Source organism: Granulicella mallensis MP5ACTX8, assembly GCF_000178955.2.
In the GTDB taxonomy this organism is placed as follows: domain Bacteria; phylum Acidobacteriota; class Terriglobia; order Terriglobales; family Acidobacteriaceae; genus Granulicella; species Granulicella mallensis.
Map to the genome: position 1 here is coordinate 4033363 of NC_016631.1, position 12608 is coordinate 4045970.

7 protein-coding genes are annotated in these 12608 nt (G+C 54.6%); 3 read left to right on the forward strand and 4 right to left on the reverse strand.

Translation table 11 applies throughout. From position 1 onward, the window contains the following. Positions 1 to 286: 286 nt before the first annotated feature. The gene (locus ACIX8_RS16005) at positions 287 to 1501 is read right to left on the reverse strand and encodes a DUF763 domain-containing protein (protein ID WP_014266409.1); all 1215 of its coding nucleotides are present in this window, start codon (positions 1499 to 1501) and stop codon (positions 287 to 289) included. Between the two features lie 57 nt (positions 1502 to 1558). On the opposite strand from ACIX8_RS16005, the gene dinB reads away from it, so the two are divergent. Then, the gene (gene dinB / locus ACIX8_RS16010) at positions 1559 to 2707 is read left to right on the forward strand and encodes a DNA polymerase IV (protein ID WP_014266410.1); all 1149 of its coding nucleotides are present in this window, start codon (positions 1559 to 1561) and stop codon (positions 2705 to 2707) included. 225 nt (positions 2708 to 2932) lie between these two features. On the opposite strand, the gene ACIX8_RS16015 is transcribed toward dinB, so the two are convergent. From ACIX8_RS16015 to ACIX8_RS16025, 3 genes are all read right to left on the reverse strand, one after another. Then, positions 2933 to 3391, reverse strand: a complete 459-nt coding sequence (locus ACIX8_RS16015; RefSeq protein ID WP_014266412.1) for an NUDIX hydrolase — start codon at positions 3389 to 3391, stop codon at positions 2933 to 2935. A gap of 72 nt (positions 3392 to 3463) precedes the next feature. Then, the gene (locus ACIX8_RS16020) at positions 3464 to 7012 is read right to left on the reverse strand and encodes a carboxypeptidase-like regulatory domain-containing protein (protein ID WP_014266413.1); all 3549 of its coding nucleotides are present in this window, start codon (positions 7010 to 7012) and stop codon (positions 3464 to 3466) included. A 543-nt stretch (positions 7013 to 7555) separates the two neighbouring features. Further along, positions 7556 to 9823 carry a GH92 family glycosyl hydrolase gene (locus ACIX8_RS16025; RefSeq protein ID WP_014266414.1) on the reverse strand — a complete coding sequence of 756 codons (2268 nt, stop codon included), beginning with the start codon at positions 9821 to 9823 and terminating at the stop codon, positions 7556 to 7558. Between the two features lie 884 nt (positions 9824 to 10707). On the opposite strand from ACIX8_RS16025, the gene ACIX8_RS16035 reads away from it, so the two are divergent. Together ACIX8_RS16035 and ACIX8_RS16045 are read left to right on the forward strand one after the other, a co-directional pair. Beyond that, the gene (locus ACIX8_RS16035) at positions 10708 to 11634 is read left to right on the forward strand and encodes a hypothetical protein (protein WP_150110634.1); all 927 of its coding nucleotides are present in this window, start codon (positions 10708 to 10710) and stop codon (positions 11632 to 11634) included. Between the two features lie 287 nt (positions 11635 to 11921). Continuing rightward, positions 11922 to 12518, forward strand: coding sequence for a hypothetical protein (locus ACIX8_RS16045; RefSeq protein WP_014266417.1), 597 nt, complete (start codon positions 11922 to 11924; stop codon positions 12516 to 12518). Positions 12519 to 12608: the final 90 nt, after the last annotated feature.

Below are 12608 nucleotides of genomic sequence, written 5' to 3' on the forward strand. Positions count from 1 at the left end.
TATCCCGAGTTGTAATTCCCTGATCTCAACACAAGGGTTGGAAATGCGAAGAAAGCCTGAATGGCGTTCGTCGAAGTTCTTCCCGGCCATACGCTCCCGATGCACGATAAAGATCGGTTGTGTGCAACACCGCACAAAACCGAAGGCACCTGCCGGAGCTGACCTATTGAGTTCAACTGTGTGCTTTCGCGCTGCCGCATTCGGCACCGCAACACACCTCCTTCATTATAGCGATACCGTCAATGCCCCTTCCTGAAGCATCAGTAGCCACTCCTGCACTTTAGATTCAGAAGAGAGACTGTTGATTCGACGGCTCACCCCTCGTCCTTTTGCGGCGGTCATCGAAGACCGTCCTGCCACCCATCGACTTAGAGATGTGGTGCTCATGCTCCAGGGCAGCATTGAAGTCCGCAAACGGTTGGCCCTCCTGCTCGACCGTTCGTGTCAGGCGATCGAGCCGTTTGAAGCCCTCCACCTTTTCCGTATGCCCTAATCGAGCCGCCTCCAGGGAACGCCGCAAGATCTCGAGCGACTCATCATAGGTCTTGAGGGGCACAGGAAACGGATGCCCATCCTTACCGCCGTGCGCGAAGGAAAAACGCGCCGGGTCGGAGAAGCGGCTCGGCGCGCCATGGACGATTTCGGCGATCAGAGCGAGCGATTGCAGCGTCCGCGGCCCCAGGCCTTCTACAAGCAGCAGCGAGGCAAAGTCCCGAAGTTCCTGCTCGTGGGCGACGGCAAGAACTGCACCGAGCCGCTTTAGGTCGACATCTTTGGCTCGCACATCATGGTGCGCCGGCATCGTCAGCTTGCGTGCTTCACTCAATGCGGCTTCCATCGGTTCCCTCGCAATCGTGAGCAGAGCCTGTTGAGCCTTCGCAGCGCGGGCATCGACCAGATTGAGGATCTCCCCCTGGGGCTTCCCCAGGATTGCCGTATGCGGATTCGATACAAAATCCCGCACAGCAGCAGAGTGCCAGTGATAACGGCGTGCCAGATGGCTCTCAGGATTCATCCCCTGCTGCACCACCACCCATTCGCCTGATTTCGTAATCGCGAAGGAATGCAGATAAAGCTGAAAGCCATCGGCTACGGCGTTGTTATCGACACGCGCGGTAAGCCGGCTCGTGCGGGCCAGTAACTCTCCATCCAGGCCTGTCTTCAGCGAAAACGCTCGAAGCTCGTCCGGAGTGCCCACCGAATGGCGACCTCGCCCGCCACAAACCGCCAGCCCCAGTTCGGCAAAGCGAGGATTCAAGCCGTGCTTCAATGCTCCCATTACTGAGGTCGTAATGCCGGAAGAGTGCCAGTCCATGCCCATGACGCAGCCGAACGACTGGAACCAGAACGGATCGCTCAGCCGGCTCAGGAACTCACTCACCCCGTACTCCAGGATGGTGTACTCCGCAATCGCCGTACCCAGCGCCGTCATGCGGTTCGCGAGCCAGGGCGGCACGCGGCCACCGTGCAGCGGAAGGTCGGCACTCCCTGATCGTTTCATGTGCGCGCCTCATTCATTCTTTCCATCTTCGCCCTATCTTCGCTTACAATCAAGGGCATGAGCGGGGAGCGAGAGCTTCATCCCGAATCCGAGGCCGGGCATCCGCGCGAAGCTCCGCTTCGCAAGATCGTCCATGTTGATATGGACGCGTTCTACGCTTCGGTGGAACAGCGTGACGACCCAACGCTTCGCGGGAAGCCCGTTGTAGTAGCCTGGCGCGGCAACCGGTCAGTCGTCTGCGCCGCCTCGTATGAAGCAAGGCGCTTCGGCGTACGCTCCGCCATGCCCGCAATCACCGCCGAACGCCTGTGCCCTGAAGCCATCTTTCTGCCTCCCGACTTCACTCGCTATAAGGCTGTATCACGCGCCGTGCGAGAGATCTTCCAGCGCCACACCGATCTCATCGAGCCCCTCTCCCTGGACGAGGCGTATCTCGATGTCACGGTGAACAAGAACGGCCTGCCCACCGCAACGAAGGTCGCAAGCGCGATCCGTCAGCAGATCCGCGAAGAGTTATCTCTCACAGCGTCCGCGGGCGTTGCTCCTAACAAGTTTCTGGCCAAGATCGCCTCCGACTGGCGAAAGCCCAACGGCCTCTTTGTCATTCAGCCTGGAGACCTGGACACGTTCCTCCCCCCGCTGCCTGTCGGACGAATCCCCGGCGTTGGCAAGGTAACGGAGACTCGGCTCAACCAGGTTGGCATTCAGACGGTTGGGGATCTGCGGAACTTTGAACTGGCCACCCTGGAAGCACAGTTTGGCCGCTACGGTCTGCGCCTGCATGAACTCGCGCGCGGCATCGATCACAACCCGGTCGTCCCTGACAGGCCCACCAAGTCGATCTCCGCGGAGGATACGTTTCAGCGCGATATTCCGCTCTCCGAGACAGAGGAGTTGATTCGGCGTCTCGCGGAAAAAGTATGGACGGCTTCGCGCAGAGAATCGCGTATGGCGCGGACAGTCGTTCTCAAGCTGAAGACGAGCGAGTTCAATATCCTCACGCGCAGCCATACACCGCTCGTTCCCCCGGCATCGTGCGAGGAACTGACGACCATCGCGCTCTCTCTGCGCGAGCGTATCGATCTCGCAGCAACACAGCGCTTTCGCCTGGTGGGTGTTGGCTTGAGTAACTTTCGCGAGCAGGAGAGCCCACCGCCGCCGCTCTTTGAAGAGGCTGTGGAGTCCGATCTAGAGTGCGAAGCCTAACCGAGAACGCTGCTTTTGTTGTTGCGGCTGCCGTTCTTGTCGTTGCTTTTCTTGTTGTCATTCCCGCAGGGAATCTGCTGTTTGTTCGTACCACGGCAATTCTTCGTGAAAGCAAAGAGCGTGGTGCGAGCCGTGCCCCTTCCATTGTTGCCTCGCAAATATCGGTGCCGTGCTAGCAGGCAGCAGATTCCCTGCGGGAATGACAACAAGAAAAGCAACAGCAATTTACTCCGACATCTCACAAAGCCTGTCTAAAAAAGGCTCCTGCGTCTTCTTGATATGCTCTCGAGCTTCAGCAATCGAAAACCAGTGACCCCGGTCTACTTCAGGAATCTCCAATAACTGCCCCGACTTCGGAGGCCATTCGATCTCGCACGTATTGCTGACCAGTTCCGCGGGATCGCAGTCTCCCTCAAAAGCCCAGGCTGTGACAATCTTCCCGCCTGCCTGCTTTATCTTCCCTAAAGCTTTGAAGGGACCCTTCGCAACAAACCCTGTCTCCTCGACGAACTCCCGCCGCGCAGCCGCCTGAGGTTCCTCGTCCTTCTTATACTCACCCTTGGGAATTCCCCACGCTCCAAGGTCCTTCTTCGCGAAGAAAGGCCCACCCGGATGGACCAGAAAAACTTCCAATCTGCCTTCACGTCTTCGATACATCAATAGACCTGCACTTACTCTTGGCATCTTTAACCAGCCCGCACTTCAAAGAACAGATCGCCCGTTCCACGACAGGGTGTCGCGGAACGGGCAGCCTGCTTAGAATGCCAGCTTCAGAGCAAATTGCAAAATACGTGGAAAGTTCTGTTGATTGAGCGCGACAGTACCAAATCCCGTAAACCCACCATCTGCAAGACGAGTAGGTGGTCCGTCCGATGGGTTGGAATCAGGACCGGGAAACAGGACACTGTTCGTCAAGTTGAAGGCATCTGCACGGAAGGTAAGGTTGTACCGCTTCGTGATGGCAAAGGTCTTTTGCAGCGTCGCGTCAAGATTCGGGATCGAAGGCTGGCGCAGCGTAGCAATGCGATCCGGCAGGTTTTTCAGAGCGTATTCGGGGATAGTGGAGTAGCAACCCAGCTTGGTGCCGTTGCTATAGTCGTTGTAGAGATATTCGCCCAACGTCGGCCCTCCATTCGGACGGAAGCTGTGGTTGCAGTTGTAGTAGTAGCTGTTATTCAGGCTGACGGGGAAGCCGGTCTGCATCGACAAGATGGAGCTGAAGCGCCACTGATTGATCACACCGCCCAGAATCCGTCCGGGGTTTCTCAGAAAATGTTGCCCCTGCCCAATCGGCAGATTCCACTGATCCGAGAGCGCGAAGATGTGGGTACGGTCAAAGGAAGATATCTCGTACTTTACCCTCGGGTCCTGATACGGATAGGAGTTCACATAGTTCAGCGCGCTCATCGTCTTGGAGTACGTATAGGCAAGCTGGAAGCTCACTCCATCCGGGCCACCCAGACGCTTATTCAGCTTCACCTCGAGCGCGTCATACAGATTGCGGCCGAGTGGCGCGGCATCCCATGACACCTGTCCGAATGCCGAGTAAGGCAGCATCAGGGTAAGTGCCTTGATCGTTGGACTGGAGCCGATCGTCGATGTAGCCGGCAGAACTCCATAGTAGGGATTCGTCACCTGCCGGTCGAAGAGGTTGGGATTACTGATTCCCTGCTCCACCTGAGCCAGCGAAAGAGGATTCAGCGACGTCGATACGCGCAGATCGTAAGCGAAGTTACCAGAGAACCTGACATCCAACGTCATCTGGTCGGGCAGCTCACGCTGGAAACCAAGCGAGGTGATGTGGGAGTAAGGAATCTTTCGCTGCGGAAAGTCGAGCGACTGAGAGTTGCCAATCGCCGTCAACAAGCCGCCCGCAGCGCCAGCCGGCTGTTGGGCTCCGCTGGGAAAAGGCGTTCCACTGGCGAAGTATCCCGAGGGTGTGATGTTTCCGTTCAAAGAAGCCGTATAACTCGTCGTCTGCGAAAAGCCGGAGTTCGTTCCGTTCTCCAGGCCGAAGGAGTACATCAATCCATAACCACCACGAATCACGGTCTTGGAGTTGATCTGATAAGCAAAACCAATGCGCGGAGCTACATTGCCAAAGCTGGTGTTGTACGCGTTTTTCGGTTGACCGTTCGCTCCAGCGAACTGGAGACCGCCCGTTACAGTGGCGAGGCTGGTCGGATTAATCCCGGCAGCCGTGAGCGCCCCGGCAGCAGCCGCCAGATTCGACTGATAGGTTGAGTTGTTCGTCACCGGATTGACGCAGGTCAGGCACATGCCGCGATTCAACGCGTTGTGCCAGGCCTGAGCGCCGACCTGTACGTCATAGCGAATTCCCAGGTTCAGCGTAAGTGCTTTCGTCGCCCGCCAGTCATCCTGCGCATACAGCGCATACGTCGGATAGAACACGAAGGCGTTGGCGTTCCAATCCACGCCTCCGCTCGTCGGAGCCCCAAGCAGCATATCGCCCACATCGAAGCCATCGCTAACCCCGGGGATGGTGTTGCGCGTCAGCGGATTGGCCTGCGTGGCAAAGGTGCCGAAGGTGAAATCACCATTGGCATGCCCGGCCTGCTTGGGAGATCCATGCTGCAGCATGTGATATTCGCCACCAAAGTGCAGGGCCTGTGTTCCCAACTCCTTCGTAACATCGCCGTTGAAGCCGATATCGTTGTACACACCCGAGGTCAGAACGTTGCCAACAACCTGGGGGTAGTACCCACCAGTAGTAGTGAACTCCGGCAACTGTTTCAGAGAGGTCGTGGGAAGCGACGGCATATTCAGGCCGATGGTCGTGGGGTCCACCGCGTCCGCGAAATCGCCATCAGGAGAGAACATGGCATACCGAGCATAAGACGCCTTCAGATCCAATAGAAGGGTTGGAGAAAAGGTATATGTCATATCCTGCGCGGCAGTTACCGTCTGGTGGGTAACGTCGATGCTTCCATTCTCGGCAGGTGCGGGAAAACCGCTGGTATTCCGAAAGTCCGTTCCACTCTGATAGGCAATCAAGCTGTACCAGCGCACCGCATCTGAAGTGTTGTAATCGACACGCGCCATCTCCTGGTTGTAGGAGGTGCGGTCCGGAGTATTTGCGATGAAGTTATTCTGGACCGAGTTGACGTTGATATTGGGCAGGGGATAAAGGTTCAACACAGCGGCGCCGATCGCATTAATGCGGTCCGCAGGAATCGTGTCATTCGGAAATGGGTTGCGAATATAACTACCGCTGCAATTACCGATAGCTCCGCCAGCTACCGAGCAGTGGGTTGTACTCGGATCGTAGACGGTAAATCCGGTGCCGGTAAAATCAACTCCCTGGCCATTAGCAGGCCTCAAAAAGGCGGGAGGAACACTGGTAAGCGTTGTAAGACCTACAGATTCCCGAAACCCTTCGTAACTACCGAAGAAGAATACCTTGTTATGAATGACTGGTCCACCAACAGTCGCCCCAAACTGGTTCTGGTGCATGGACTGGCGAGGAAGGCCTGCAAGATTATTCTCAAAGTTATTGGCATTGAAGATGCCGTTCTCGAGATAGTCATACATGGTGCCATGCAGCGCATTGGAACCGGACTTCACCACCATATTGACCGTGCCCCCGCCCGTACGGCCATAGCGAGCATCGTAGGTAGAGGTCATGACGTTCACCTCCTGGAGAGCGTCGATATTAGGCGCCAGTTCCCAGGTTCCCTTCCCACCCGTACTCTGCTCGGTGATGTTCGTGCCATTGAGAGTGAACTGCTGGTAGCCCTGTGCGCCCCCGCCTACGACGTAGGCGTTGGAGACGTCCCAGCCACGAGTTCCCGTGCCATTGGAAAAGCTGGTCGTCGTAAACTGCGATCCCGGCGTCGTGCCCAGCAGGGTATAGATCTGCCTGCCATTCAGCGGAGCACTTTCAAGCTCGCGCTGCGACAGAATCGTTCCACCCGAGCCGCTCGCCGTGTCGATCAGAGGAGGCGCGTCGCTAATCGTGACGCTATCCGCAACGCTGCCGACCTGAAGAACAAAATTGACTCCACGGTATCCGCTCGCCTCGATCAGCACATTGTCCTGCACCTCTGTCTTGAAGCCCTCGGCACTGACGCTGACCGTATAAGTTCCTGGCAGGACGTAAGGAATGTAGTAATCACCGTTCCTGGTCGTTACCCCCTCATAGCTTTGCTGTGTTGCATTGTTAACAGCCTTTACACCGGCTTTCACCATCACAGCGCCTGAGGTATCGGTTACTCGTCCAGTCAGGGTTGCGCGAAACTCCTGTGCAACAGCCGACTGTATCGCCATCAACGCCAGAACCATCATCAAGCTACAGAAAGTCCTCTGTACCCATTTCATTGCTCGCATCGCTCTCCCTTTTGCACTTCAACTCCACTAGTAGCAGCTAAGAGAGGGCGACACCCGTCAAACCACAATGGAAAACAGTGGATGCGACGCAATACAACATCTCGCAACATTGAACATAAGAAATGACTTAGAGAAAAACATAGCAAGTTGGCGTTTATCGGAATTTAACTATCCCTACGGCTCACGATTGCAACTAGCTAAATCTGAATATCTTCTCGCCAGGTATAGCCCTGCCCGTGTAAGTGTCTGGTGTAACTCCATAAGGGCATGGAATATCGATCTATAGCCGCACAGGACTAACACTCGTTGTTTCATACAGCGCGGTAGATTGCAGCATCAGATTTTTATGACGGAATAGATCTTAGGGTATGTCGTTAAAGTGCAAACGCCGAGTGCTTGAAGGACGCCAAGTTTGCGCAGAGTTTCCTTTGCGTCAACTTGGAGTACTCAGCGCACTCGGCGTTTGCAGTTTGGCTTAGCACGGCATCTGCCGCACTAAGGTTATCTTCCGTTTGTTTCCAATCGAGGCTCCGGACCAAGATCCAAAGTCAATGTAGCTCCATTTACGATATCCGCATGAGTGATCTCCACCTTTGCGTAGGGAGCACCATTGAGCTTTGCCGACCGGATATATTGATTTGCAGTCGAGGCATGCTCCGCGCGGATCGTAAAGTCCTTCCCGTTATCCTGATGAATCACGATATGAGAAAAGATGGGGCTCCCAAGGGCATATACCGGCTTTCCTGGGCACACAGGATAGAAACCCATCGCACTCAGCACGTACCACGCGGACATTTGCCCGGCATCGTCATTTCCAGGTAGACCGCCTGGGCCGCCATGGTATTCGTTCTGCAAAATCTCCCGGACATGGCTTTGCGTCTTCGAGGCAGCACCAGCATAGTCATACAAATAGGCAATCTGGTGACTGGGCTCATTGCCTTGCTGGTAGAGCTTAGCTGCAAAGAGGCCATCGAGCTTCGCAATGAAGGCAGCATTTCCACCCATCGCCTGAATGAGACCGGGAATATTCTGCGGAACAAAGAAACTGTACTGCCACGGAACGCCTTCCGTAATGTAGTGATACTTCCCATCCGGACGAAACGGTTCAGACCACGTGCCATCCTCGTGACGGCCACGCACAAAACCAACCGAGGGGTCAAAGATATTTCTCCAGTTCTCAGCCCGGAGACGAAGTTTGGCTGCATCCGATTCCTTCCCTAAAGACTGGGCAAGATCGGCCGCCAGCGAATCGTCATAAGCATATTCGAGAGTTCTCGAAACCTGCTCCTGGTGGTGATAGGCATCCGGAACCTTGTCTTCGAGAGGAATAAACCCATAGTGAAGATAGGAGGAAAGCGCTCGTCTGCCCTTTCCATCCTTGTACTCCGCAGCTGGTGGTGTCACCATCGCACTTTGCAGGATGAGTCGATAGGCTTCGTCGACATCGAAATGGCGAAGACCTTTGGCATAGGCATCGACAATGATAGAGACAGCATGGTCCCCGATCATCTCGCCGGTATAGTTATTCCAGGCAGGAAATATCGGCAAAAAGCCGCCCTGTTCCCCTTTATCGACAAGCGACTGCACCATCTGCTCTTCCCTGTGCGGGTCGAGAATCGTCAAGAGCGGGTGCAAGGCCCGAAAAGTATCCCAGATCGAATAGTCGTCATAATAAGCCCCCGAATCCGCATGATGCAGCTTGCCCTCCTGCCCGAAGCCTGCGTATGTCCCATCCGCATCGCTCACTACATGAGGAGCAAGGGAGGCGTGGTACAGCGCCGTATAGAAGACCGTCTGCTGCTCAGCCGTTCCACCCTGTACCTGAATACGATTCAGCAGCGTCTGCCACGTCTTCTCGGTCGATCGTTTGATCTCATCAAAGTTCCAGCCACTCTCTTCGGCGTCAAGATTTTTCTCTGCTTCCTCGATGCTGGTAAACGACGTTCCGACTTTGACTAATAAAGATTTTCCTTCCCAATGAGAGAAGGTGACGAAAGCGCCGATCTTATTGCAGCCACCCTTCTGCTCCCGCCGAGTCCGGTCGATCTCCGAACCGCACCAGACTCCTGACTCCGCGAACGGGCTCTGGAAGCGCGCAACAAAATAGCCGTTGAAGCCCGCAGTCTGCCCACTGCCGGCATAAAGGCGATGGACAGGGTTATATCCGACAATCTCATCGCGGTCCGCCCGAATCTGCACATAACCTTCACCGGACTTTGCGTTCGGTGTGATCAGCAGATTGGCCCTCACCCCCCTGGGAAAGCGAATACGCAGCATTCCCGAGCAGGCAGTTCCTGTCAGCTCAACTTTTGTGTTGTATCGATCCAACAGGGTCGAGTAATAGGCAGGAGACTCGACTTCCTCCTCATGCCGGTAGGCAGAGGCTCTAAGCTCGGGAGTGACATTAAGCTCTCCCACGGTCGGCATAAGGGTCACACTGCCGTAGTCCTGCGTGCAGCTACCGCTTATCCAGTGGGTTCCTCGAAAACCTGTGATCCGCGTGTCCTTGTAGTAATAAGGAGAGATGCAGTGATCTTCGACCGTCCGCGTCTCGGGCGTCCAGCCCGTCATCGCAAAGGGAACGCCCACCACCGGGAGGGTCTGTCCCTCATTTGCGGTTCCTATGCGTGGGTCAACCAAGCGGTAAGGAGTAGCTGCGACCGCCGAAAGAGAAAACACCAGGGAAAACAGAATCGTTCTGTTGTACCAGCGTGCCGGCGAAATGCAGGCGCGCAGGATCGTAATCCATTTGAAATTGTATGACTCCATGTTAAGCGAAGGCGCGTACGCCAGGTTTCCTTTCCGTGTAGAGCGGGCTGTAGCGTTCCCAGGCTGGAGCCGGAGGTTCGGGTCTGAGAATCGATACCGGTTTCATCAACCCAAAGATCGCGACCTGTCTGGGCCTCTAAGAGTGTTGTAACCAGGAACACAAAACCCATTAATAACAGTCTGGCTCTCCTTGTATCGGTCAAATCACTTGAAGATACATGTCGCAGAACAGGGAGAAACACTCTTTTACAGGACAGATTACAGAGCCTTTACGCGAGAATATCTTTCATATCGTTCACTGAACTTTAACCAGCATGACGGAGCCCGCCTGACAGAGCAGAGCTACAGGTTCTCCCTGTCTAAAATTCTTAAATCTGGAGTTCACCTTCCCTGCCATAGCCTCATGGCATGAGGCTATGGCAGGGAGTGCAGCAGGTTGATTCATCAAACTTTAACTAAAGTGAGTTCTACTTGCTCCTTGAGCCTCCATGCCTGTTTCTCCCACAAGTAGTGTCGAAGATTCCCTGCCCATAACATCGTTTCGTGACGAGGAGCGATGGCTTATCGCGGAGCAAATCGCTACTTCAACGACGTTCGCCAGGTCGCCGCGGCTATCGCAATTGCTTCTTTATCTCTGCGAACAAGCTCTTCTTGGACACACCGCTCAGCTTACGGAACAGAATATTGCCGCGGAGTTTTTCGGGCGCAAGGGACGGTTCGATCCCGCGGCGGACACAATCGTTCGGTCTCACGTATTGCGTCTCCGGCAGAAACTTGAAGTATATTTTCAGGAAGAAGGCCGCCATACACGGCAGCGAATGTCAATTCCCAAGGGAGGATACGTCCCAGCCTTTGAGGATGTCCCAGAAGAAATTGCTGCCCCAATGCCGGATCAGCGCCTGACTCCTCCCGATAACGTATCTGTGGAAAGCTCTGTCGATCTCTCAAAATCCAAACACATCCATCGACGTCTCTTTATAGCCTGCGTGGCTCTGAGCGTCGCGTGCACGTTATTGCTTGCATCCCTGATCGTCAACCGGTCGCCCTGGCAACGCGGAAGCATCTTCGACCAATCCCCAAGACACCAGCTATGGAAACAACTCTTCACTCCCAGAATGGGAACGATGCTCGTGGCAGCCGACAGCGGCCTTGTGATGTTGCATGGGATTACACAACAAAACAGCACCTTATCGGAATATCTAGGAAGAAACTTCAGCAAGGAAACAGCCTCCATCACAACCATGCGGCCTGAGGTCGCGCTCTCCATCGCGGATCGGCGTTATACGTCATTTGTAGATCTGGAGTTTTTCGACCGGCTTACGCATGTGCCGGAGGCTCTTTCCAGAAGCTATGCCATCCGATACGCGCGCGATATCAACATCAATGACCTGAAGAATTCCAACGTAGTGCTTTCGGGTTCACAGGACGCAAATCCGTGGATCGAGGTCTTCGAACCTCAGATGAACTTTGTTCTTCAAAATGATCTACTGCACAATGTTCGAGCCTTCGCGAACCGCAAGCCGCAAGACGGAGAAAGCAGCCTCTATCGATGCGATCAGTTCGAATACGGCGTTCTGGCTTTTCTCCCGAACCTTAGCAACACCGGGAATGTGTTGATCGCCGAAGGAACCTCCGTAGCTGGAACAGAGGCTATCAGCGACTTCTTATTCGCGAACAGCACCCTGGATACGTTCCTCAGAAAAATAGCGAAACCTAATGGCACCATTCCGCATTTTGAGGTTCTTATGGAATCCGGAAATTTGAACGGTAGTGCTTCGCGTTCGCAGGTTGTGGCTTACCGGACCTACTAGTTCCCCCATCTTCAATCGCCAAATAGTAGATCTTGCCACCTTTGCGCTGTCGGTTAACGGGGGTAAGCTGGATCTGAACATGCGGAAGGGCGACATTAGCGTGTTCCGAATGGACACGAAAGAAATTGACGTTAAAATCTCGAACATAAAGACCAAGATTCATACCATTGCCGTTGAAGCTCTTGCTCACAAGGGCTTTGATCGCTGCACTTTATTTCGGAACGCCCTTCAAACCTAACGCGCTGCCAACGCCCACGATTCTTACGCCATTCGAGTAGAGACCGGATATGAGTGCAATTTTTTCGTCAACCATTCAGGTTCTTCATCCCGGAAGTAACGAGCTTGTCGTTCATTTTCCGGTGGAACATACGCTCTCCGTTCTGTTCGGTATCCTGGCCGGCGTCTTTACCCTGTTCTTTGGCGTGCTTATCAAAAGCAACGGCCTGCGTGCATCCTCTCTGGCGCTTCTTCCAGGATTTCTTCCGGCCATCCTTTTCCTCTACATCGTCACCCAATCCTCCTCCATCACCTTCTCCAAGATTGATAACAGCGTCGTCATCCAGGAACATCTGTTTTTTAGAACCCAGACAGCGCGCTACCCCCTCGAGAGTATCGACCATGCTGAAGTGGCCCTCGACGATGGCCATAGCCATATGTTCTACCTGGCCACGAACTCCGGGCAGCGTATTCCTGTAGGAGGCGGATGGACACCGCGGCGGGGATACTACGAGGCCGCCGACGCCGTAAATCAATTTATGCCTCCATCGCGCGGAACAGGCACTGGCATTGGTGCACCTTCTCCATCTTTCAACTTTGAAGAAAAGCGCAAGCAGGCCGAAAAAGCATTCCTCGACAAGGCCGATGAAACTCCCAAGACGAAATAACTGGAAGTCTATATTCGCTCGACCAACCATTCCCTGCTGAAATGAGCCTTGAAATGACCTCCAAAGACTCACACGCTCGCCTTGAACCTA